General features: G+C 55.7%; 20 protein-coding genes. 14 read left to right on the top strand and 6 right to left on the bottom strand.

Going from position 1 to position 22,048, the window contains the following annotated elements; genetic code table 11:
* Window positions 1–4: 4 nt before the first annotated feature.
* From G494_RS0110760 to G494_RS0110745, 4 genes are all read left to right on the top strand, one after another.
* Window positions 5–1,285: a TRAP transporter large permease gene (locus G494_RS0110760; protein WP_028584552.1), complete on the top strand. Its 1,281-nt coding sequence runs from the start codon at window positions 5–7 to the stop codon at window positions 1,283–1,285.
* Between the two features lie 71 nt (window positions 1,286–1,356).
* Complete coding sequence (locus G494_RS0110755) at window positions 1,357–2,613, top strand: hypothetical protein (RefSeq protein WP_028584551.1); 1,257 nt, start codon at window positions 1,357–1,359, stop codon at window positions 2,611–2,613.
* A gap of 68 nt (window positions 2,614–2,681) precedes the next feature.
* On the top strand, window positions 2,682–3,347 hold the full coding sequence (locus G494_RS0110750; protein WP_232362530.1) for a GntR family transcriptional regulator: 666 nt from the start codon (window positions 2,682–2,684) through the stop codon (window positions 3,345–3,347).
* 261 nt (window positions 3,348–3,608) lie between these two features.
* The gene (locus tag G494_RS0110745; protein ID WP_028584549.1) at window positions 3,609–4,589 is read left to right on the top strand and encodes a hypothetical protein; all 981 of its coding nucleotides are present in this window, start codon (window positions 3,609–3,611) and stop codon (window positions 4,587–4,589) included.
* A gap of 572 nt (window positions 4,590–5,161) precedes the next feature.
* Here the strand turns inward: G494_RS0110745 and G494_RS26130 are convergent.
* The 3 genes from G494_RS26130 to G494_RS0110730 all read right to left on the bottom strand — a co-directional run bounded on the left by G494_RS26130 (window position 5,162) and on the right by G494_RS0110730 (window position 9,116).
* On the bottom strand, window positions 5,162–5,644 hold the full coding sequence (locus G494_RS26130; protein ID WP_084456679.1) for a PilZ domain-containing protein: 483 nt from the start codon (window positions 5,642–5,644) through the stop codon (window positions 5,162–5,164).
* A gap of 463 nt (window positions 5,645–6,107) precedes the next feature.
* Window positions 6,108–7,697 carry an amidohydrolase gene (locus tag G494_RS0110735; RefSeq protein WP_035246196.1) on the bottom strand — a complete coding sequence of 530 codons (1,590 nt, stop codon included), beginning with the start codon at window positions 7,695–7,697 and terminating at the stop codon, window positions 6,108–6,110.
* 15 nt (window positions 7,698–7,712) lie between these two features.
* Window positions 7,713–9,116, bottom strand: a complete 1,404-nt coding sequence (locus tag G494_RS0110730; protein ID WP_028584546.1) for a sodium/glutamate symporter — start codon at window positions 9,114–9,116, stop codon at window positions 7,713–7,715.
* A gap of 504 nt (window positions 9,117–9,620) precedes the next feature.
* Here G494_RS0110730 and G494_RS0110725 point away from each other — a divergent pair.
* Genes G494_RS0110725 through G494_RS25410 form a run of 3 tightly spaced genes read left to right on the top strand, consistent with a single transcriptional unit; the run spans window position 9,621 to window position 14,326 of the window.
* A complete protein-coding gene (locus tag G494_RS0110725) occupies window positions 9,621–10,334 on the top strand; it encodes a response regulator (RefSeq protein ID WP_232362529.1) in 714 nt (237 codons plus the stop codon).
* On the top strand, window positions 10,335–12,002 hold the full coding sequence (locus G494_RS22925; protein WP_051305600.1) for an ABC transporter substrate-binding protein: 1,668 nt from the start codon (window positions 10,335–10,337) through the stop codon (window positions 12,000–12,002).
* On the top strand, window positions 11,999–14,326 hold the full coding sequence (locus tag G494_RS25410; RefSeq protein ID WP_028584544.1) for an ATP-binding protein: 2,328 nt from the start codon (window positions 11,999–12,001) through the stop codon (window positions 14,324–14,326). Before G494_RS22925 ends, G494_RS25410 begins: the two co-directional genes overlap by 4 nt.
* A gap of 285 nt (window positions 14,327–14,611) precedes the next feature.
* On the opposite strand, the gene G494_RS27255 is transcribed toward G494_RS25410, so the two are convergent.
* On the bottom strand, window positions 14,612–14,782 hold the full coding sequence (locus G494_RS27255; RefSeq protein ID WP_167331681.1) for a hypothetical protein: 171 nt from the start codon (window positions 14,780–14,782) through the stop codon (window positions 14,612–14,614).
* Between the two features lie 541 nt (window positions 14,783–15,323).
* Between G494_RS27255 and G494_RS22915 the strand changes: the two genes are divergently transcribed.
* Window positions 15,324–15,653: a hypothetical protein gene (locus G494_RS22915; protein WP_051305599.1), complete on the top strand. Its 330-nt coding sequence runs from the start codon at window positions 15,324–15,326 to the stop codon at window positions 15,651–15,653.
* 216 nt (window positions 15,654–15,869) lie between these two features.
* Here G494_RS22915 and G494_RS22910 read toward each other — a convergent pair whose 3' ends face one another.
* The gene (locus G494_RS22910) at window positions 15,870–16,433 is read right to left on the bottom strand and encodes a CDP-alcohol phosphatidyltransferase family protein (protein ID WP_051305598.1); all 564 of its coding nucleotides are present in this window, start codon (window positions 16,431–16,433) and stop codon (window positions 15,870–15,872) included.
* A 181-nt stretch (window positions 16,434–16,614) separates the two neighbouring features.
* Complete coding sequence (locus G494_RS0110695) at window positions 16,615–17,004, bottom strand: hypothetical protein (protein ID WP_028584543.1); 390 nt, start codon at window positions 17,002–17,004, stop codon at window positions 16,615–16,617.
* A 1,006-nt stretch (window positions 17,005–18,010) separates the two neighbouring features.
* Here G494_RS0110695 and G494_RS22905 point away from each other — a divergent pair.
* The 6 genes from G494_RS22905 to G494_RS0110655 all read left to right on the top strand — a co-directional run bounded on the left by G494_RS22905 (window position 18,011) and on the right by G494_RS0110655 (window position 21,855).
* Window positions 18,011–18,541, top strand: a complete 531-nt coding sequence (locus tag G494_RS22905; RefSeq protein ID WP_084456676.1) for a GNAT family N-acetyltransferase — start codon at window positions 18,011–18,013, stop codon at window positions 18,539–18,541.
* A gap of 256 nt (window positions 18,542–18,797) precedes the next feature.
* Window positions 18,798–19,076, top strand: a complete 279-nt coding sequence (locus G494_RS25405; protein WP_028584541.1) for a hypothetical protein — start codon at window positions 18,798–18,800, stop codon at window positions 19,074–19,076.
* Between the two features lie 193 nt (window positions 19,077–19,269).
* The gene (locus tag G494_RS0110670; protein ID WP_153305838.1) at window positions 19,270–19,530 is read left to right on the top strand and encodes a hypothetical protein; all 261 of its coding nucleotides are present in this window, start codon (window positions 19,270–19,272) and stop codon (window positions 19,528–19,530) included.
* Between the two features lie 108 nt (window positions 19,531–19,638).
* Window positions 19,639–20,103: a MarR family winged helix-turn-helix transcriptional regulator gene (locus G494_RS25400; RefSeq protein ID WP_051305596.1), complete on the top strand. Its 465-nt coding sequence runs from the start codon at window positions 19,639–19,641 to the stop codon at window positions 20,101–20,103.
* 50 nt (window positions 20,104–20,153) lie between these two features.
* On the top strand, window positions 20,154–20,975 hold the full coding sequence (locus G494_RS0110660; RefSeq protein ID WP_028584539.1) for a flavodoxin domain-containing protein: 822 nt from the start codon (window positions 20,154–20,156) through the stop codon (window positions 20,973–20,975).
* Between the two features lie 10 nt (window positions 20,976–20,985).
* Window positions 20,986–21,855: an MBL fold metallo-hydrolase gene (locus G494_RS0110655; protein WP_028584538.1), complete on the top strand. Its 870-nt coding sequence runs from the start codon at window positions 20,986–20,988 to the stop codon at window positions 21,853–21,855.
* The last annotated feature ends 193 nt before the right edge of the window (window positions 21,856–22,048 follow it).

The following is a 22,048-nucleotide window of genomic DNA, read 5'->3' as shown; positions in this document are numbered from 1 at the left end:
TACCATGGATCTGGCTATTACCCTCACCTTTCTCTCCCTGGCCACCTTTCTCCTCTTGAGTGTGCCCATCGGCGTGGCCATCGGCCTGAGCGTTGTCGTCGGCATGACGGCCAGCGATATGCTGCCCTATGAATTTCTGATCCAGAAGATGGTCACCTCCCTGGATGTCTTTCCGCTGATGGCGGTCCCCTTCTTCATCATGGCCGGCGAGATCATGCAGAAGGGCAGCATGGCCCATCGTTTGCTGGCAATCTCCAGGGCCCTGGTCGGTCACCTCACCGGCGGCATGGCCCATATCTCGGTGCTGACCAGTATGTTTTACGGCTCCCTCTCCGGCTCAGCCCCGGCAACGGTGGCCGCCGTCGGCGGGATCATGATCCCTGCCATGAAGAAGGAGGGCTACAGTACCTCCTTTTCCACGGCCGTCAACACCGCAGCCGGCTGCCTGGGGGTGATCATCCCCCCCAGCGTCCCCCTGATCATCTACGGCACCACTGCCGGGGTCTCGGTGGGTGATCTCTTCATCGCCGGGATCATTCCCGGCCTCTTTGTCGGCCTGGCCCTGATGATCTGCAGTTATATCCTGGCCCGCAAGTACGGCTTTACCGGTTCCGGCAGCCGGGCGCCGTTCAAGGAGATCCTGGTCGCCTTTCGTGATGCCCTGCCGGCGCTGATGGTGCCGATCATCGTCCTGGGCGGCATCTACGGCGGCCTGACCACCCCCACCGAGGCCGGGGTCATTGCCGTGGTCTACTCCCTGATCGCCGAGGGGATCTTTCTGCGGACCCTGAGCTGGCAGAAGGTGATCGATGTCTTCAAGGGCACTGCCCTGACCACGGCCTCCATCTTCCTGGTGGTGGCCACGGCCACGGCCCTGGGGCAGATCCTGCTCTTCTACAACCTGCCCAACATGCTGGTGGAGATCCTGGTGGGGATCTCGGATAATAAGTACATCCTGCTGCCCATCATCCTCCTCTTTCTGATCGTTATGGGGACCTTCATGGACGCCCTGGCCAACATCCTGATCCTCACCCCCCTGCTCCTGCCGGTGGTCAGGCACCTCGGGATTGATCCCATCCAGTTCGGGATAGTGATGATCGTGACCTCATCCATGGGTTTTCTCACTCCGCCGGTGGGGGTCAACCTCTTTGTCGGCTGCTCCATTGCCAACATCTCCATCGAGCGGCTCAGCCTGGCGGTGATGCCTTTTCTCCTCACCATGGTGCTGGCCCTGCTGGCCCTGACCTTCATCCCCCAGATTGCCCTCTGGCTGCCCGGCCTCTAGGGGCTGCAGGGTGGCGGCGAAGAGCAGGGCAGGGTATGCTTAGCCGGTGATCAGCCTCCAAGGAGCATAGCGTGGAAGTAAAGAAGAGTAGTGGTTCCAAGGGAATTCTCGGCATAAGCGGTCACGCCGGTGCCGGCCATGTCCACAGTCACTCCGGCTTTGTCCAGGATGACACCGCCGGTTTTGCGGTGATCGCCTGTCTCCTGCGCCGGGCCTTTCCGGTCTGCACCACCATCACGGCGGTGGAGGCGGATATCGATACCGGTTGGATCACCGTCCATACCCAGGACGGCGGTACCGGTGCGGCCTGGGCCAGGAGGGGGATCACCCCCCACGAGGCCAGCCTCTGTCGCCGGGTGATCGGCCTGGATGGCGTCTACAGTCAGAGCGCCGCCTTTGCCGCCTTTGGCCGCATCTACGGCCAGGGCTGCCTGGAGCTGCCCGTGGCCCTGCAGACCGCCGCCTGCCTCGCGGTGATGGATACCCTGGAAAAACGTTATCCCGGACAGCTCCACTCCTGTCCCGAGGGCATGGCCGGCAAGGTCGGTCGCTGCCTGGGGGCGGTGCTGGATATCCAGGGGGTACCGGTCTCGGTGCTGGCCATCCTCAACGCCAATGAGGGCGGCATCGGTCCGGATGAGGACCTGGAGGGGAACATCATGCTGGGGCCAAAGGGGGCCTTGATGGAGACCCTTGGCCTTGATATGCTGCCCACCATCATCCTGGAGAGCAAGGCCTATGTGCCGGCGATCTGCAAGGGCAGGGAGGAGAACAGCCTCTGGGTGCGGATGAACCGGGAGGTGGACAATCCGGTGGTCTACGACGCCCTGATCCAGGGCATCGGCCGGGCCGGGCTTGCCTGTCTTGCGGCCGAGGACGCCTACCCCCGGGGCAGGGCTGAGATGGCAGAGGCCACCCGCCGGCTGGGTGAGCGGATAGCCCGCTTGGGGACAAGCCTGGCCCGGGCGGAAACCGCCAGGGAAAAGGTGGCGCTCATCGCCGAGCTTGCCCTGCTGGTCAGTGAGGATGCCGGCGGCATCTCCTTCATGTCCTCCGGGCTCCATGACCTGGTCGGCGGCGGCGGGCTGATGCCCGGGAGCGCGGCCGTACTCTCCATGGCCGTGTCTGAGGCGGCCATCCGGGTCTGGAAGATACCGGCCTTCACGGCCCAGGATTCCGATGTCTACCTGGCCGCCCTGGAGCAGGCCGTACCCATCCTGGCGGCGAATATCCAGGCGGCAACCGAGCTGTTGAAGGCACGACAGGATTTTTCTGCAGAGAAATTTTCCTTTCTTTTATCGTCATCTTGCGGCATAGCTCAGGGCTGAATGTCCCTGGCCGCTGGGCCCCAGCCAATGAATCGCCCCGGCGGTTGTTTCCTGAAAGGAAGAGGATTTTGGAAATAGAAAAACACACCTATACCGACCTTGTGGTCAGCAACATCAAGCAGGCTATCCTGGATGGGACCTATAAACCCGGGGCCAAGGTCAAGGAGCTGGTCATTGCCAAGAAGCTTGCCATCAGCAGGGCACCGGTACGGGAGGCCCTCCAGGTCCTGATCAAAGAGGGCTTGGTGGTCTGGATTCCCCAGAAGGGGAAGTTCATCACCAAACTGAGCCCTAAACAGATCCGGGACAGCTACTTCACCGGCGGCATCCTGGAGGCCGCGGCAGTCTGTGCCGTCCTGGACCAGTATACGCCCAGGGATCTCAAAAAGCTGGAAGAGATTGCCGGGAAGATGCGACTGGTGGCAGAAAATCAAGAACCCATCGAGCGGATTACCCCCCTGGATGACAAGTTTCATACGGTCCTCTTCTCCCGGATCGACAATGAGCTGCTCTTGGAGTTCTGCCGCCGTTCCTGTCAGGGACTCTCCAAGTTCCTGCTCTTTCGGCACTGGCTCCAGCTCTATACCGCCCATGAGGTCTACCTGCGCCATCAGCAGATCGTGGATGCCCTGAAAGAGGGTGATCCCGTGGTCCTGGAGAGCTGCATCAGAAACCACTACTTTGATGCCGGTAAACGGATGGCCGAAATCTGCGCCGCCGAAGACGAGGGCTGACAGCAGCCCCATGCCAGGGTACGAAGCGGATTGGAGCCGCGCCAGCTTCTTTAGCTTCTTTAGCTGGCGTCCCTGCTGAAGGGGTGGCTGCCCCTCTCGGAGGCAACGCAGATGGCCGGCTCAGTGTTTTGGGGGCTTGGATGGTTCTCCGTTGTCAAGGGCTTGGTTGCGGCTGGCCGCTCGGCAGGGTATGGTTCGGCAGTCCCTGGCCTTTCAGCCTCTCTCACCTCCCTCCCTCTTGGATCTGCAAGGAGTCGGTGCATGCATGGAGTCGTCTCAAGCGGTATTGCCCTGCCCCTTGCCCTGCTCACCTGGCTGGGGCGGCAGGGAACCCTGGCCGTGGCCATCTCTCTGGCCCTGGGGACGGTCATGCCCTCCTCTCTGGGCGCTGCCCTGAAACCGCACCTCAGCGGGGCGGTCTTTCTCTTGCTGGCCATCGCCTTTCTGCGGATGGATACCACCGCCCTCAAGGGCTATCTCCATCGTCCCCTGCTGGTGCTGGCGGTCCTCTGCTGGACCTCGCTGATCATTCCCCTGGCCATCGGCGGCCTGGGGCTGGCCCTTGAGCTGGACCAGCGCTCGACACCGCTCTTCCTCGGTATTCTCCTCCAGGCCGTGGCCTCGCCGATCATGTCGGCCCCGGCCCTGGCCGCCCTGATGGGGATGGAGTCGACCCTGATCCTGATTACCCTGGTGCTCAGTACCGGCCTGGTGCCGCTGACCGCACCCCTCTTTGCCCATTTTTTTGCCGGCTCCGCCCTGTTCATCCCTCCCCTGGCCCTGGCCGCTCAACTGGCCGCCATTCTCGGTGGGGCCGCGCTGGTGGGGCTGCTGGTGCGAAGACGGTTCAGCCTGCCGCTTATCCGGCGTTACAGCCTGCCGCTGGACGGGCTCAACATCATCATCCTCTTTATCTTTGCCGCAGCCATCATGGAAAATGTGGGTCGGCAGCTGCTGAGCGCACCCCTGTACTTTGTCCTTACCTCGGCCCTGGCCATGCTGGTATTTTTCTCGATCCTGATCAGCACCCTGCTGGTCTTTCTGCCCTCGGGACGGGGGCGGGCCCTGGGCCTGGCCTTCATGACCTCCAACCGCAACATGGGCCTGATGCTTGCCGCCACCGGCGGGGTGGTGCCGGAGCTCACCTGGCTCTACCTGGCAGTCTCCCAGCTGCCGATCTACTGTTCTCCCCATCTGCTCAAGCTGGTGGCCCGGCGTTTTCCCTCCCTGGGGAGATCCTGAGTTTCTGTAGAGTAATCTATGCATAGAGAGGGCAGACCGTTATTAAACACGGTCTGCCCTCTCTTTCCTGTCATGCTTTCCATTGGTTCAGATCAAGGACTCTGTGACAACATTTGCGGAGAAGCTCAAGATCGTGACTCACCAGCAATATACAGAGGTGGTTCCACCAGTTCGGACAAGCTTTTCTGATCTTTAGGTGAAATCCCTGCTCATGTTAGGCTGCCAGTTCAACCGTCGGCACGGCCGGGCATAAAGCCGTCCTTTCCATGGTAGAATCTGGGCCGGGAAGCTTCGAGTTTGTCTTGGGGTGGGCAATGGTGAGTCTGGAAAGGTATCGTTGCCTCTGTTTGGTGGTTGAGGGTGACGCCTCGTGTTGTTTGGGAAAAACGATTCTGTGCTTGCTGGGGGAATCGCCAGGTTGCGGAAAGCAACCTGAGCCGGAAAATAGGTAAGCGCGTAAATAGAGGCCAGGTCGAATTTTTTTGAAAAGAAAGGTGGCGTGTCCGTGTCCTGTGCTGCTGAATGGCGTTTTTATATTTTAATTGAGGTGATAAGCCGTCTTGCCTTTGTTGTTAGTTTTGGGATAGGTAAAAGTATATGTTTTTGTCTTCATTAGTGTTGTAAGATTCGATAAACTCTGCGCCTAAGGTTTTCTTCTCGCTGTTAACATGGATTATTCTTGCTTTTTTGTGCACTCTGCTTCTCTTTCGATCGTCTAGAGAAAATTTAATTTCGATGATATCCTCAGGGCTCGGCTTAAAGCTATCCAGGTAGAGTAGGGCTATCCCTGTTGTTGATATATCTTGTATCATGCAGTGCCTGTAGGCGTTGTCTCTTTCGTCTAGTTTTTTGTATTCCCCGCTCAAGTTCACTTTTTTTCTGTATTGTAACCTGTGTTCAATCTCAATCTTAAAGATATGGTTGCAGCTGCACCTCACTCTTAGAGCATAGCTTTTTTTGGAGCCATTTTTGGATTGTACCCTTCTTGCCTCTTTGCAGGAAGGACAGTGTATCGTTGTTGTGCCTGATTTGTTTAGAAAATATTTTTGAACCATTTTTAATACACAGAACTAAATGTCATCGTGTCGAGCCTTCTCTTGTCCCACGTCGTGGTATATACCATCGTGCTGATCTACCTGTAGGTCAATCTCTTTGTTTTTTTTTGGGGGGGAAAGGTGACAGCGGACTGGTCAGGATGGAGGGGTTGAAAATACAGGATAGTTTAAAGGTCTTGGCCTGGCAACTTTTTTGTTTATGGGAGTATGCTTATTCCTCGGTGATACTCGAGGTGGATTCCTCTCTTCCCTCAGGAGAGGAGGGAAGGGTGAGACAACTGTAACAACGGAAGCCAGGAAATTTCAGGGAATACGTAAAGGTAGACTGGGGGAAGAGAGGTCGGGGCAAAAGAAGGCCTCGCTTTACTCATGCCAAAACAGGCCTGGCAAAGAGCTGTAGGCTCGGGCTGAACCGGCAAGCTGCCCTGGGAAAAGGGCGCTTGCCGGTTCAGGTTCTTGTTGGCTAGCCTTCGAAGACCAGGCGGCCATCGCTTATGGTTTGCAGTACCCGGGCCTCTGCGATCCGTTCAGGGGCGCAGCTGGAGATGTCCCTGTCGAGCAGGACCATATCAGCCAGCTTGCCCACGGTCAGGGTTCCCCTGAATCTCTCCGAATGGCTGCAGAGGGCCGCCGTACTGGTGTAGGCGGCAATGGCCCCGTACTGGGTGGTCCTCTGCTCGCTGCCCAGGAGATCGCCGCCACTGGTCTTGCGGGTGATGGCGGTCTCTATGGAGGGCAGCACCTGTGGTCGCAGGACCGGGGTGTCCACATGGAGGGTGAAGGGCAGGCCGATCTGTTCTGCCTCGCCTGCCGGATCAAGCCGCTCTGCCCGTTCAGGGCCAAGGAAGAGATCCCGGTGCCGATCACCCCAGTTGTGGACATGCATCCCAAAAAAACTGGGGATCATCCCGATCTTTTTCATTCTGCGCAGGTGGCTGCTGTGGGCCATCTGGCAGTGGATCAGCATGTGTCGGGCATCAAGCCGGGGGCACTCTTGCTGTGCCTCCTCCGTGGCCGTGATAATGGCCTCGATCGCAGCATCGCCATTGCCGTGGCTGGAGATATGGTGCCCCTGCCGGTGGTACCTGAGCAGCTCTGCTGCAAATTCCTCCTCGGTCATGACCAGCTCCCCTCTCCACTCCTCACTTCCCCTGTAGGGGGCGAGCAGCGCTGCTGTCTGTGCCTGGATCGAGCCGTCGATAAAGAGTTTCACCCCGCCGAGTTTGACCATCTCATCGCCAAATTCCAGCAGAGGCTCTGGGGCAAGTTCAGCAAAGACCTGGGGCAGGGCCGAGAGAAAGGTGCGCACATTGAGTTGCCGGTTCGCTGCCAGGTTCTGGTAGGAGTTCAAGACCATCTGCGGCGCCCCCTCGATGCCCAGTCCGGCATCGTGGACTCCGGTGATCCCCTGGCAGTTGAAATCCGCTATGGCCTTCTCCAGGAGTCCCTGGTAGAGGGTTGGATCAGGAGCAGGGAATTTTTCCACCAGATTGAACCAGGCAAGTTCGTCAAGCCGTCCCGTGGGCAGGCCCTCTTGGTCCTTGTGAATCTTTCCTCCTGCCGGAGAGGGGGTATCGCCATGGATATGGAAAAAATCCAAGGCCTTTGAGTTGAGAAAACCCAGGTGGGCTGATATATGGTAGACCACCACCGGGACATCCGAACGGATCTGGTCCAGGTCGTGCCGGGTAATCTGCCGGCCGTCAGCGAGTTTGGTGTCGTCATAACTGTAGCCAATATAGATCTCAGGCTCGCTCCCGCTATAGTGCTGCCTGATGGCAGCGAGCAGTTCTGAGATCGTGGTGCACGCCCCCAGGTACGCATGCTGGTTGCAGAGCGCATACATGGAGAGGTGGTTATGGGTTTCGTTGAACCCGGGGAACAGGGTTCCCCGCTGCATATCAACAGTGCGGGAGCTGCTGCCGGCGATCCTGGCCATATCCTCACCGTTGCCGACGCCGATAATGGTGTTATCCTCCAGGACCAGGGCCTCTGCCTGGGGCAGGCGTGGGTCCATGGTAACAACGGTACCATTGGTATAGAGAGTACGCATCAGAGTATCCGTCCCTTATATCTGTTGGCTGGCTGTGGCTGCGGCAGGAACCTCTTCTTTCGGGGAAAAATTCATTTTTCCCAAGGCGTAGAGGCAGGCCGTGGTGATGATCCCGAAGACGCCATAGTAGGTGACCAGTTCCAGGACGTTCATTCCCGGAACAAGGGGAGAGACAAAGCCGAGCAGCGGGAAGGTGACGGCAACGATGGCCACATTGAAAAAGGCGAGTTCCAGGGAGACGCTGGTGGAGTAGTCCGGGTCGAGGATCCGCAGCAGCAGCAGGCCGTTTGCGGTTGCCCCGCAGCAGCAGCCAATGGTCGTGACCATTCGCTCCGGTCCCAGGTGTTGCAGTCTCCTCCCGAAGAACCAGATCAGCATCAGGGTGACGAGGGTTGCAGCCAGGCAGACAATCAGGATCGGCACAATGTAGGCCTTGAGGATGGCCATCTTGACGCTCATGAAGCTGGCGACCAGCATGATGTCAACGGCAAGCCCGGTGATGTGACACTGGACGCCATGGTCCAGTAAATGGGCGCAACCAAGCTTCTCCATGGCGGTGCGAATGAGCAGACAGATGACCAGCCCGTGGAGGAAGAAGAAGCCGAAGTTGAAGTAGGTGCCTCCCGGGAGACCGGCCAGGTGTTGTACCGCCCAACTCAGCCAGAAGTAGGTCAGCATATAGGCAAAGCCGAGCACCGCGATGTGGACGGCCAGGGTTTCGACGTTGGCAGAGACTGTGGTCTCGTTGCCCATGGATTGTTTTTTGGATCGGTCGTAGATGCCTTTTAAAAATTCAGGGCTTATGGTTGCCTTCTTGTTGGTGTTGAGATTTCTGGAGACAAGGTATTTCGCAATGGGGACGCCGATGATAAAGGCGACCAGGAAACCGATGTTGGCATAGATCAGGCCGATGTTGCGGGCATTCTCGACGTTGAAGTTTTCTTCCCACATCCCACCGATGGCCAGCCCCTGTCCCGGTCCCTGGGTGAAGCCATGGGTGACCAGAAAACCGTAGGCATGGGAGAGGCTGCCTCCGGAGACGATGTTGAATAACCAGAGGGCGAGTGCCCCAGCCAGTGCCTGGATGGCAAAGGTGGTACTCCAGGTCATGGTGAGCCACATGCTGCCCCGCAGATACTCCTTGGTCGCATTGGGGTCTTTCTTGGTGGTTCTGCTTCGGGTCAGGCAAAGGGACATGAAGCTGATGTTAAAGGCATGCAGGGTAAAGGGGATGAATCTGTCGCTGGTAAAGGGGATGATCTCAAAGTTGATCAGGAAGAATCCTGCCAGGCCGCCGATGATGGCCGCAGGGACCAGATACTGCTGGAAGATTTTCACCTTTGAGCGTAAAAATATTCCCAGGAGCAGCATCGCTCCGATGATTCCTAACGTGTTAAAACCACTGTACGTTTCTAGCATACATCCTCCGTTTTTTTGTTGGACGATTGCGGCAATTGCCCTGTTGAAAAGTGTTCTCTTCTCCTGGTTCCTAAGATAGGGTTATTTGGGAAAAACCAACATGAGGGCTCCACCCTATATCTCTCTGGGAGGCACCCTATAATGACTGGGGAGGAGCTGGCTTATCCTGGGGGGAGAGGGGTTTTGTGATGATTATTCTTGCTGCCTTCTTTGCACGGCTGTGGCAGGCGGTTCTGGGGCCGTAAGGAAAAAACATTCTGATTACCCATGAGGCTCTGCTCTTTTTCTTCTGCCTTCGGGAGACAGATTGAATTTCTCGGTACAGAGCTAGGGGACTGATTTTTTTCTTGGCTTGTATTGAAAATAAATCTGTCTCCCGGGTTTAAAGAGAAAAAAATCAGTCCCCTCGTTGCACCGCTGGGTAATGTGGGCTGAGTAGTATACGTACTCAGGAAGCGATTTATCTTGCCTCTGAGATGGCAGCGCTGGAGGCAAGTAATATTCATGATCACACACCCCGTGATCGGTTACAGTTTTTTCAGAGAGGAGTGGTGGATGGTGATGAGCGACAAAAAATCGAGGGTGGTGATTGCAGAAGACCATAATCTCTTCAGGGACGGTCTGCGGCTGATGCTGACCAGCAAGCTGAGCCTCGAGGTGGTTGGTGAGGCGGGTGACGGTCTGGAGGCGATCCAGCTGGTACGTCGTGAGCAGCCCGACCTGCTGCTGATCGATCTCTCCATGCCCAACCTGGGCGGTCTGGAGGCCATCAGGGAGATCCGGAAGATCGCCCCCGAGACCAAGATCCTGGTGGTTTCCATGCACGCCTCAGAGAAGTATCTGCGGGCTGCCCTCCAGGCAGGGGCAAAGGGCTATCTCCTGAAGATGGCCGACCAGCAGGAGTTTCATCTGGCCGTGGAGGTGATCCTGGCAGGGAAGTCCTATATCAGTTCCGAATTTACCAGCTCGGTATTGGATCGATATTTTCTCAACAGCGAGGAGCAGGAGTCCTCCCTTGATATCCTGACCCAGAGAGAGCGTGAGGTGCTCAAGCTGGTGGCAGAGGGCAACACCAACAGGGAGGTCGCCTCGCTGTTGTGCATCTCGCCCAAGACCGTGGATAATCATCGAAGCAACGTCATGCGTAAGCTGGATCTGCACAATATCCTGGACCTGAGCAACTATGCACGCCGGCATGGTCTGCTGGTGGAGGAGTAAATGGGGGTTCGATTCTCCGTCAGCACCTCCTCATTCAGCATTTTTTGGCTGCTCCTCTTCCTGCTGGCCGTCCTCTCGGTCTCGCCCCTGCTCGTCCGGGCAGAGGAGCCTGGGTCGCGAGATACCCTCAGGGTGGCCCTCAACAACGAGCCCCCCCATTTTAATCCGGGACTCCACTCCGGCACCCTCACCGGCCTGGTCGGTACCCAGCTTTTTGCAGGGCTGGTCCGCTGTGATCGCAACGGGGTGCCCGGGCCATACCTGGCAAAGAGCTGGCAGGTTTCCGCTGACGGCAAAAAGGTAGAATTTGTTTTGCAGGAAGAGGCACTCTTCCATGATGGCCGTCCTGTTCTTCCCCGGGATGTGCTCTTCTCCATCCAGACGGTGCGTCGTTACCACCCATTTTCCACCATGCTCTCCCCCATAGAGCGGATGGAGGTAAGCGGAGCGCATGGGTTCACCATCTTTCTCTCCTATCCCTATCCTGCCCTGTTTCAGGCACTTACCGCAGCCTTGACCCCGATCATGCCAGAGCATGTCTATGGCAACAGCGAAGATATCCGTACCAATCCAGCCAACTGGCAGGTGGTCGGTTCGGGGCCATTTCGTCTCCGTTCCTATCAACCCGGGCATGCCATTGTGCTCGAGAGGTTTGAGGAGTTCTTCATCGCCGACCGCCCTCTCTTGAGGGAGATCGAGTTTCGCATCTTTTCCGGGCCTACCGAGATTATCATGGCCCTGGAGGCCGGAGATGTACAGCTGACCGGGTTCTTTCCGGTACTCGCGGGGAGCCGCTCCCTGATCTGGCCCGAGGGGCTGGTTTCCACCACCAGGGGCTTCGCAGGCATCGGCGCCATGCTTGGTATTGAGTTGAATGTACGGAGAAAACCCTTTGACGATGTCCGGGTGCGCCGGGCCTTCTCGCTCTCCATTGACCGGGCCTTCATCGCAGAGTACATCCTGGGGCCCACCGGGTTGGCGATGGATGGCCCTCTTGTCCCGGGACACCGTTATTACAGTCCCCCGCCGCACCCCCTGCACCAGGATCTTGAGCAGGCGAACCGCCTCCTGGACGAGGCCGGCTATCCCCGCGATGAGCACGGGCAGAGGATGACGGTTGCCATCACCGCCCTGCCCAATGCCCGTCTCCTGACCCGTCCGCTCCTGGAGTATCTGCGTTATCGTCTCAGCCGCGACATCGGGGTGGATCTGCAGCTCTATGAACCGCCTGACCTGATAGCCTGGGGCAAGCGGATTGCCCAGGAGGCGTATCAGATGAGTCTGGATATCACCTTTACCTGGCATGAGCCGATGATCGGTATCCATCGACTCTATGAGTCGGGCAATGTTCGCAAGGGGGTGGTCTGGTCCAATATCACCGGCTATCGCAATCCCCGGGTGGATGAGCTGCTTGCCCGGGCGGGCCGGGCCTCTTCCCCCCGGCAACGGGGGGAGATCTATGGGACCTTTCAGGAGATCCTCCGTCAGGACTGTCCTATGATCTGGCTTGCGACGATGCCCTACTCCACGGTCTATGATCGAGATCTGAGGGGGCTTAATCAGGGTTTTTGGGGACTGCTGGCCCCCATGGATACCCTCTACTGGGCAGAGGCTGGGGCAGAGGCTGGGACCGAGGCAGAGGGCAGCGGGATGCAGGCCCTGCCATGATGAAGATGACCATCTCCAACCGCTTGAAGGTAAGTCTGTTTTTCCTGGTCAGTGTGATGATGCTGCTGGCGATCTGTACCACCTGTGTGGTCTACAAGGCCCGCCAGGCGGTGGAAGCGGTTGCCCAGGAAAAGCTCCCTGTCCTGATAAAGAGCCTTGCCCTGGTCCAGGAGTCGGAACAGATCCTGGCCATTGCCCCGGAACTCATCTCCGCTCCCAACTCCTATGTCCGTGCGTCCCTGTCCCGGGAGTTTAAGGAGAAGATCGAGCAGTGGGAGGAGCAGGTGGCCCTGTTGGAGGATTATGGCCAGGAGAGTGTCTCCCTGCAAAGCCTTGTCGAGTTATCACGCTATATGCATGGCAACATCGATCGGATGACAGAGGTGCTCGATGAACAGGGGCGCGTGCGGCTGCGGCTCTACCGGATAAGCTCCCGTATCCAGCGTCTTGGGGTTGAGCTCGATGGCAGCATTCCGGCCACTGCGGCAGGGCGCAGGGTCTTGCAGCGGGCCAACGGCCTGGTGGTCGCTCTCTTTGCAGGGGCTACCAGTGATGGCGAGGTTCGCCGTAACGAGTTCATGGAGAAGAGTGCGGAGAATATCGGTCAAACAACAGCGCTGTTGCCCCGGTTGAGCGGGGCAAGGGAGCAGCAGCTCAGGCAGGTCTATGCAGAGTTGATGAGCTTTGCCCAGGGAACCACCAATGTCTTCTCCCTCTCCCAGCAGGAGCAGGCCGTTGAGAGCGATATTCGCGATCTCCTGATCACCAATGCATTCATCGCCAAGCAGATCAAGTCGAGTACCAGCCAGAGCGTTGAGCGGATTAACGCCCATATCAAGAACTTGGTGCAACAGTCAAGCCGGCAGTCACGGACGGCCAACACCCTCTCGCTGCTGCTCCTTGTTCTGGGTTTTTCCTGTGCCATTGTTATCTTGGTTTTTCTCCGCCGGACCATCGTGGACAGGCTCTTGGAACTCCAGCAGGCGATCCGCGGCCATATCCATGGAGAGGTAACCGAGATACCCTTGAGAGGGGACGACGAGATTACGGCCATTGGCCGGGCCACGCGATATTTTATTGCCGAGATCAATCGTCGTGAACAGGCCCTGCTCCTCTCGCATAACCAGCTGGAAGAGCGGGTCAGGCGCAGGACTGTGGAGGTGGCTCAAAAAAACAGCCGCCTCCAGGAGGAGATCGTCGAGCGGAAGCTGGTCGAGGCAGCCCTGCGTGAGAGCGAGCTGCGCTTCCGGCTCCTTGCCGATAATCTTAAAGAGGCCCTCTGTTTTATAGAGTTGGATGATCTTGCCGTCTCCTACAGCAACCGGGCCTTTCAAGCCATCCTCAGGGATGAGGGAAACCTTTCAGCCAAGGATCTGACCCGCCTGGTCGCTCCTGAAGATCGACCCGCTCTGCTCTCCTCTGTCCAGAGCTTGTGGGGAACAGAGGCACTGGAGGCGAGAACCTTTGAGATCCGGCTGCAGGAGGAGGCCCCGGTGAGCTGGGGTGTGGTCAGCTTCATCTATATTCGCGACAAGAAGGAGCAGCAGCTGCGGGTGGCCCTGCTGTTTGAGGATATTACCGAGAGAAAACAGGCAGAGCGGAAAATCAGCAACTCGGAGAGTCGGCTCAAGTACCTCTCCGCCAGGATACTGGAGGCCCAGGAGGAGGAGCGGAGACGACTGGCCGCAGAGTTGCATGATAACATCGGTCCCAGCCTGGCGGCGGTCAAGTTCGGGGTGGAGAATGTGATCACAGAGGTTTCCCCCCGGCAGCGGGAGACCCTGTCGAGCGTCATCACCATGGTCAAGAACATTGTGGTTCTGATTCGGGAGATCCAAAAAGAGCTGCGCCCATCTCTCCTCGATGACCTGGGCCTGCTCGAGGCCCTGGAGTGGCACTGTCATGAGTATACCAAGATCTATCGTGCTATCTCGCTGAACCTTGACCTGCGGGTGGAGGAGTCTTCCCTGCCGCTTTCCCTGAAGATAGGGATCTACCGTATCGTCCAGGAGAGTTTGAATAATATCGCCAAGCACAGCGGTGCAGGGCAGGTGGATATCAGCCTGAGCGCAGCAGGAGAGCAGCTCTGTCTGTCGGTCCGGGATGATGGTTGCGGCATTGGAGAGGAGATCCTGGAGAGGGCGGAAACCGCCTCCGGACAGAGCGGACAGAGCGGGCATGACCGGCAGAGGTGCGGCCTGGGCTTGATCAGTATGCGTGAGCGGGTGGAGCTGACTGCGGGACTGTTTGTGATTGAAAGCTCTTCCCAGGGGACCCGGATATCCTGCTGCTGGGATTGTGCCACCCTGGACAAGATTGAATAGAGGATACTGTGAGGAGATGGGAGCTAGCCGGAGCTGCCAGAGAATGAGCAGCGAGGGGATAGCCCTTGTGTAGTCGTCATTCCCGCGCAGGCGGGAATCCAGTCCTGGAGGAGAGAGACCCCAGCCTTGAGCGGGATGCCCGCCTGCAGGGACACTTTTCAAGGTACCCTCAAGATCAGCCGAGCCATCATTGGCAGTGACCTTTGTAATGAGGGACGAACCTGGGGAAACCAACCATGGGTGCCCTCGAGCGGGCCCCCATGGGCGCAACTGAGCGGGGCAGGATTACTTCTTCTTCGCTTTCTTGCCTTTTTTCAGTTCCTTCTTCTTCGCCTTCTTCAACTCTTTCTTTTTAGCTTTTTTCAAATCCTTTTTCAGATCCTTGTTTTTGCCTTTTTTCAATTCTTTCTTTTTTGCCTTCTTCTTGTCGAGCTTCTTTTTCTTATCCTTGGCCATCAGCTCCTCCATGTTTGGGTGGTTAAAGCGGGGTTTCGTTCATCCAGTTGTTGATATAACTTTTAGTTATATTATATTACTATTAGTACTGTTGGCGGATACCCTTGTCAAGGGTTTAATAGCTGTATCCCTCGGATCAGCCACCGCCTTGGCAGCGGGCTGCTCTCCCCTCCAGGTCATTCATTTTTTGGCTGTCCATCCTGCGCAGGCGGGAATCCGGGATGCAGGTACATGGTTGGTCTCTTTGTAGTCGTTATTCCCGCGCAAGCGGGAATCCAGTCTTGGAGGCAGCGTCAAGTCTCCTTGGGTCTGCGTCCTGACGAGCAAAGGGAATGTCGGAGAGCGCACCCCTTTTTTCTGCTCCATGGGCGGATCGGTTGCTCTGAGCGCTCAAGGTGAAGCAACCATCACCAGGGCTGGGCGGCGATGCTGATTGACAAGTCTGTTCCCAAGTCGGTATATCTTGCAGGCGCTCCAGGATGGATCTGGTGGAAGGAACGATCGAGAATTATGGTGGAAGAGGTATGGACAGGTAGATGCCATGACATTTATAGAATTTAAAAAGATGCTGCTTGATGCCGAGATTACCCTGCCGAAGTTTTGTAAGCTCATCAAGGTCAGTGATAAAAATATTCAGTCCTACAAGAAGAAGGGCAGCGTGCCCAATGCGATTGCCGTGATCGCCACCTGTTTTGCCCGGTTGCATCAGGAGCAGATCGACTACCGGCTCTTGGTTGAGGAACTCAAGCTCAAGAAACAGACCAAAACAGGCGGCTTCAGGAAGAAGGCGGCTAAAGAGGCAAAGGAGGCAAAGGCGGTAAAGGATACGCCGGTCTCTGCCAAGGGCGAAGAAGAGGCAGGCGGTGAGTAGCGCTGCCTGGAGCGTCTGGGGAGCTGCGGCCGCCGGTCAGACCGCTTGCCGGTCTCGGCTGTTCTGCCCTCCTATTCCAGGATCTCGGTGAATCTGGTTTGCGGTGGCTGGCGTGATTGATCAGCTTCCGCCGGACAGTGGTCCCCTTGCCCTCTTCGGTTCTGCCTTCTTTATCGGCAGCCTGGGGCAGGGGCCGGTCGCTGGCCTATCTGCGACCTACTCTCGGCCTGACTCGCCTTCCTTGGCTGCTGCCCGCAGGCGCAGCTCCAGGACAAAGAGCCTGCCGTAATCAGAGGCAGCCAGCACACTGAGGGTCGTCGCCAGCCAGAGGATGGGGGGGGAGACGGGTCGGGGAAAGATGACCGCGGTCAGCAGCAGCAAAAATTGAGCCGCGGTGGCCAGCTTACCCGGCCAGCGCACTTCCATCTTGTTAAATGATCCCCAGGAGCGTATGGCCGCGGCATAGACGGCGGTAAAGGCGACCAGCAGGTCGCGGGCCAGGAGGAGGGGGATCCAGCAGAAGGAGAAGGCGCCGCTGCCGGCAAGGGTGAGCAGGGCTGCCAGGATGAACAGCTTGTCGGCCACCCCGTCCAGGATCGCCCCCAGACGGCTCTGCAGCTGCCAGCGCCGGGCAATCCAGCCGTCGAGTACATCGCTGCAGCCGCTGCCGATGATCAGCCACAGCCAGAGCCCGGGCGGGCTGAAGGGAAAGATGGCGGCCAGAAGCAGCCGCAGCATGGACAGGGTATTGGGGATGAATCGTATGTATCTGCGTACCATCCTCTCTACATACCACTAAAGAGGCTCTGCTGCAATTATCACCGGATCCCATGGGGACCCCTTGGGGGCTACGGGGGGCAGCTCTTTCTCTGCCCTTTTTTATTACCCGCTCACCTGATTCAGGACCTCATCTGGGGAGAGCGAGGGTTGTGGCCGCCACTGTGCTACGCCCCCCACTCCCTTACTTGAACCACTTGAGCTTCCAGATCGCCTCAACCAGCTCGCGGTGCATCACCAGTTGGTACTCTGCATCCTCGGCGCGATAGGGGTTGCCGCTGCCCAGGGCACTGCAGCAGAAGGGCTCGCCTGGCCGGGAAACGCTCTCCAGATAGCCCATGCCCAGCTGATCGCCCAGCAGTTGACCGAGCTGGTTGTAGCTGTCAATGGCCTGCTGGTACTCCTCCGCCCCCATGGCCTGGGCCAGCTGAGCAAAGCTCGCGGTGTGGTGTAGGTTTCTGAAGTGGCGTTCCAGCATGCTTTTTTGCTGCGCACTGATCTGTTTTTTGACGGCCTTCAGGGCCTTGGTATACTCTTTGGCTGTAGGAACGACAAAATCATAACTGATATTCATGGGGAGACTCCCTTGTTGCAAATTAATCCTGTGGTCGCATCGAGAAGAACAAGCTGGACCAGACCATCGCCGCTGCCGGCTCGCCTGGATGGCAGCATCTTGGTATCTTTACCAAATTGAGCCGGACAGGTAAGCACTTTTTTTCCCTGCTCCAGGGGCATAATCCAGGGTCCTCTTGATTCTGCTTACCCCTGTGGCTGCTTCAGGCCGCTCCAGGCCGCTCCAGGTTGCTCCACCGTCCTGGATGGCTTGGTCGCTTTGGGCTGCCCTTCGCTCCCCTACTGTTGTTGCTGCTGCTCCTGCCCTCCACTCCTGCTTTGTTCTGGCTGCGGCGGTTGGTCTGCGCTGCTGCGGTAGAGCGCAAACTGCGCAGCAAGGAACACCAAGGCTAGCAGCCCAAGGGCAATCAGGTGCCATGGTTTGAGTTTCCGGCTCAGAAACCGGCCCTTGTTGCTCTCTTGGTCAGTCATCGTCTTTCCCTCCCTCTTCTTGGTAGAGCTCATGCCAAGGCCCTGCTTCGGCGAGGGCTCGCCGTGCTTCGCCCTGTCGCCCTTCCCTGCTCGGCAGTAAGCGTAGCAGCCCCTGGCAGAATGGGTCTCCAGCAGGAGCAACCAGGTATTCGCTTGAAAATGTTTACAGCCGTGGCTAAATCTTAAGTGTCTGAACTTAATATGTATTTGCTGGTGCCGCCCTGTGCCTCCTGCTCCCTGCGGGGCAGCAAGTTACTTTTTAGGCAAATCAGCCAGGCTTTGCAAGCCTTTCCGGTTGTTCCGGGATGAGCAGCGGGGGGGAGGCGAGGAGTAAAGATCGGGTGGAAATATGTTGGCTTTGGCTGGGGAGAATTTTGTTAGGTATTCTGTGTACCACACCTTAACAGGGAAGAACTTGATAGAGATTGCTGATCTTCTGTTTGAGAGTGTCGATCCCAACATTTAAGCAGCAGGGCTGGATCGCTGCATGCTTCAGCTTTTTGTTTTCTTTAGATATGAGTATGTGGGACTGACAAATGGAACTTCCAAGCACTGCGGACATAACCTTTAGAGCTATGCGAAAAAGTGATTTTAAATTTGTAAAAAATTTTTTATCAAAGGTTGAAACGACAAGGTATCTACCGCTTGAAAAACCTTATAGCGAGAGTGACGCTAAAGCATGGTTCAACCTCCGGTTGGATCATTGGCAGAAGCACAATTTCGGTACCTTCATATTGAGCGGTAAGAGGCCCGTAGAGCCTGTTGGCTATTGCGGTCTTGAGTTTGTGAAAGAGAGCAGTTTTGTTGATATCAGGTATGGCTTAATCCCAAGCGTGTGGGGGAAAGGGTATGCTTTTCAAGCTGCACTTGCTGTATTGGAATACGGTTTTAATGATCTTGAATTAGATAAAATATGCGGTGCGGTTGTACCTGAAAACCTGCCCTCAAAATCTATTTTAGAAAAGTTGGGATTCAGGCCAGACATAACTTTTGACGTTTACGGAGATGTCGTTATGCCGTTTTCAATAAACAGAGGAAAATTTTTGGAAAAATTTAGGGTATCTTGAATAATTAGTTTAACCGGCGAAAGAAACGACAAGGGGCCTTGGGGAAGACCGCTACCATGCAACGGCCATCCAAAGTGGAACACACCTGTTTAACTGTCTGATATATATTGACCTGAACATGGTTCGCACGGAGATCGTGCCACATCCGTCAGAATGGGCTTGGAGCGGATAAAACGAAACACAAAGCCAAAAACAACGCTATGCCATCATCAATTAAAAGCGTTTATCTCAGCTTCTCAGACTTGATTCAGTATCTATGCTTAAAGAGGCAAATGCAAGGTGGTTAGAGGAAGCACTGAAAGCCGACAGGCACCAACGGGACTGCAATTGGTCACAAGCCATTGCCGTTGGCAACGAAGAATATATCGAAGACATAGAAAAAAAACTGGGGGTGAAGGTGGTTTACCGGGAGAAAAATCAATTTCATAAAGGATTTGAACTCCGGGAGGATATGATTCCTTACAATGCTGATTTTGCCCCTCAAAATGCAAGGTTAAGTCAAGATAACAGCCACCTTTGGAGTTTTTATCAATAAATAACAAGCTGTTGCGTCGGCTCGGCCTGATATGGGACCATCTGGCGCTTGGACATTGAGGTGTTTTTTAAGATGGCCAAGCAGTATCTGAACCTGGAGCGGGAGGTTCAACTTCGAGACTATGACGGCCTGGTGGGCCACATAACCATCGTCATGGCACGCTATATATTCTTGTCCTTTGAGCAAAGAAATTATGATGATCCGAGGACATATGGGAAGTCTGTACCATGCATGTTGTGACGAATTGGTGGATATCAGCATGCTGGAGGCAATGCATCGCCTGATGGCTTTGGCTCTCGACAAGCTTGGGGCCATTGGGGAATTTTCAGAACAGGCAATGTCGTCATGGACCCATGCAATCATGGGTACTGCTCTAGATATTCTCAATGCACACCGGGGTGTCTCAGCTGTTTTGGGCGCTAAAACAAACGGTTATGGCGGGTTGGAAAGTTGAGCACTCCAACAGGGAAGCCTAATAATTTTTTATCTATTTCTTTGGAAATAAGAGAAGTTCCTCTCCTTTACTCTTGACTTCATTGTTAGTAACCCTTACAAAGGGTTCATGGTTGATGAAAAAAAACGATACGAACAAATGCTGTCTGCAATGTTGGCTTTTGTTGACACTGTCAACGCTCACCATGCAGAGGGTGTCTGTTTTGGTACGGATATCCCCCTTTACCCTGCGGAAATCCACACCATTGCCGCCATTGCCGAAGCCGAGGGAGGGAGCTTGACCAAACTTGCCGGCATCCTTGGAATTTCCAAGCCTACACTGTCGGAACGCATACGAAAGCTCGTGGCCAAAGGCTTCGTAAGAAAGGAAGCTAACCCTGATGACCGAAAGGCAGTCACCCTTTGGCTCACGGAAAACGGGAGGACGGCTGACCATCATCACACCCTTCACCACGAAAGATTATATGCAGACTTCTGTCTATTTTTTGGCAATAAAGCGCCCATAAAAATTGATCATTTCAAAATGACATTCGATGAACTCATTGCTTTGAACGCAAGAAGCAATAGGGTTTAAAAAAATTTAACCCAGTTGTTAGGCTGCCTAACAGCATCTAGAGGTAGCCAATGCGAATTGCTATTGTATTTTTTTCCGCGACTAATAACACTCGATCAATGGCCGAAGTCATCAGGGAACGTCTCGAATTCGAAGGGGCTGAAGCCACTCTCTGCGATGTAACCAGCCCGGCTGCAAGGGCAAAAGGAATTGACTTCGGGGCATATGATGCGGCTGTTTTCGGGGCCCCGGTTCACTCGCTTCGCGCGCCCAAAGTGATGCGCGACTGGCTGGGCACACTTGACGGCAATAAAATGAAATGCGCCATGTTTTTCACGTATGGAGGCTTTACGGTTCACCCAGCTCACTATTCTACCGCCCGAATTCTTGAAAAGCGGCATTTCATCGTTGTTTCATCCGCAGAATTCCCAGGTAAGCATACATTCAATGTGGGGGGGTGGAAGGCATTTACCGACCGCCCGGACAAGCGTGAACATGCGTTGGCAGAAGATTTTGTACGCGCAACACTCCGCCGATTTTCGGGAGTTGACGGCGATATGGTTTCCGGGTTCGAGCAAGGAGCATTTAATGATGATCAATTGGACGAATTCGAAGGATTCCGATTCAAAGTCATTACCGAGTTACCTTCAAGAAACGGAGCCGAGTGCTGTCAGTGCGGTATGTGCGAAAAATTATGCCCGACGGGTGCCATGGATTGCGCATCAGGCACTGTTGACTCAAGCGCGTGCATCGCATGCCTCGGCTGCGTTGCTGTGTGCCCGGAGGGGAACCTGAAGATCAACAGCACGGAACAGTCATGGCAAATGAAACTCACCATGGGCAAAACAACGGTAGAAAAGCTGAACAGCCAGGTTGGCAAACTATATCTGTAGAGAAGGTGGCATGGAATCAAAATACCAGTATTTCAATATCGGAGATTTTCGATGCACCCTCTTCACCGATGGTAAGCATGCTTATGACAACCCGGGCGCACTGCTTTTCCCGAACGCACCGGAAAACGAACTTGGGAAGGCGTTAATTCAGTACGGTATATCCATCGACAAGTGGCCAACTTGGGTGAGTGACTACACATGTCTGCTGATCGATACAGGGAAAAACAAGATTCTGGTGGAGACCGGAGCGGGCGAAATGCTGCCTGAGGCCGGGAAGCTTGTGTGCAATATGCAAGCGGCCGGTATCAGCCCTGCATCGATCGACATTGTCTTGGTAACGCACGCCCATCCCGACCACATCGGAGGCGCAACTTTATTCCCGAATGCAAGAATCCTCATGAACCGAAAAGAGTGGCAGTTCTGGACCGGGAAACCAAAACTTCCGAGACTGTCAGACGACTTCCAAAAGCTGCTAACTGGCATGGTCACAACCCTTCTGAAACCATTACGGAAGAGAGTCGAACTGATTGATGGAGACACTGAAATAGTCCCCGGCATATCATTGGTGGAAACACCTGGACACACCCCAGGGCATATGGCTTTACTTGCAACATCAGGAGGGGAACATCTCGTGTACGTTGGAGACGCGCTGATCCACGAAATCCATGTGGAAACCCCCAGCTGGAGTCCTATCGTGGACGTCATGCCGGAAAAATCGGTCCAGACCAGAATCCGTCTGTTGACGGAAGCTGCCGAAACGGGTGCGATATTCTTCGGGTTTCACATGCCAAAACTCGGAAGAATAACCAGTAACACCACCGGCTTCAAGTTGCTGCCATATTCATCTGAGGTGGTAGAGAAAAAGTGGACATCAACTTAAGAGCGGTTAAGATGCCGCCAGGAGGTGTTCATATGGCGAAACGACAACGCTGGAAATCCCACCTTAAAAGCAGTAAATCTTGTCCAAACAAACGAAGCCACCTCTCTCCTCAAAGAGAGAGATGATAATGACAAAGTCGGGCGAAGCCGAGGTGATTTTCTGGTGGATGGAAGAAGCGTGATACCTGACCTTG

It is taken from the genome of Desulfogranum mediterraneum DSM 13871, from assembly GCF_000429965.1.
GTDB classification, from domain to species: Bacteria; Desulfobacterota; Desulfobulbia; order Desulfobulbales; family Desulfobulbaceae; genus Desulfogranum; species Desulfogranum mediterraneum.
This window is presented reverse-complemented; position numbering and strand designations above follow the sequence as displayed.

Excerpts from the sequence above, each read along its gene's own strand:
- G494_RS0110655 (WP_028584538.1), top strand. The coding sequence starts at position 20,986 with ATGGAATCAAAATACCAGTATTTCAATATCGGAGATTTTCGATGCACC.
- G494_RS0110745 (WP_028584549.1), top strand. The coding sequence starts at position 3,609 with ATGCATGGAGTCGTCTCAAGCGGTATTGCCCTGCCCCTTGCCCTGCTC.
- G494_RS0110730 (WP_028584546.1), bottom strand. The coding sequence starts at position 9,116 with ATGCTAGAAACGTACAGTGGTTTTAACACGTTAGGAATCATCGGAGCG.
- G494_RS0110725 (WP_232362529.1), top strand. The coding sequence starts at position 9,621 with ATGATCACACACCCCGTGATCGGTTACAGTTTTTTCAGAGAGGAGTGG.
- G494_RS26130 (WP_084456679.1), bottom strand. The coding sequence starts at position 5,644 with ATGGTTCAAAAATATTTTCTAAACAAATCAGGCACAACAACGATACAC.
- G494_RS25400 (WP_051305596.1), top strand. The coding sequence starts at position 19,639 with ATGGTTGATGAAAAAAAACGATACGAACAAATGCTGTCTGCAATGTTG.
- G494_RS22925 (WP_051305600.1), top strand. The coding sequence starts at position 10,335 with ATGGGGGTTCGATTCTCCGTCAGCACCTCCTCATTCAGCATTTTTTGG.
- G494_RS25410 (WP_028584544.1), top strand. The coding sequence starts at position 11,999 with ATGATGAAGATGACCATCTCCAACCGCTTGAAGGTAAGTCTGTTTTTC.
- G494_RS27255 (WP_167331681.1), bottom strand. The coding sequence starts at position 14,782 with ATGGCCAAGGATAAGAAAAAGAAGCTCGACAAGAAGAAGGCAAAAAAG.
- G494_RS0110760 (WP_028584552.1), top strand. The coding sequence starts at position 5 with ATGGATCTGGCTATTACCCTCACCTTTCTCTCCCTGGCCACCTTTCTC.
- G494_RS0110735 (WP_035246196.1), bottom strand. The coding sequence starts at position 7,697 with ATGCGTACTCTCTATACCAATGGTACCGTTGTTACCATGGACCCACGC.
- G494_RS0110660 (WP_028584539.1), top strand. The coding sequence starts at position 20,154 with ATGCGAATTGCTATTGTATTTTTTTCCGCGACTAATAACACTCGATCA.
- G494_RS22910 (WP_051305598.1), bottom strand. The coding sequence starts at position 16,433 with ATGGTACGCAGATACATACGATTCATCCCCAATACCCTGTCCATGCTG.
- G494_RS22915 (WP_051305599.1), top strand. The coding sequence starts at position 15,324 with ATGACATTTATAGAATTTAAAAAGATGCTGCTTGATGCCGAGATTACC.
- G494_RS22905 (WP_084456676.1), top strand. The coding sequence starts at position 18,011 with ATGGAACTTCCAAGCACTGCGGACATAACCTTTAGAGCTATGCGAAAA.
- G494_RS0110670 (WP_153305838.1), top strand. The coding sequence starts at position 19,270 with ATGATGATCCGAGGACATATGGGAAGTCTGTACCATGCATGTTGTGAC.
- G494_RS25405 (WP_028584541.1), top strand. The coding sequence starts at position 18,798 with ATGCTTAAAGAGGCAAATGCAAGGTGGTTAGAGGAAGCACTGAAAGCC.
- G494_RS0110695 (WP_028584543.1), bottom strand. The coding sequence starts at position 17,004 with ATGAATATCAGTTATGATTTTGTCGTTCCTACAGCCAAAGAGTATACC.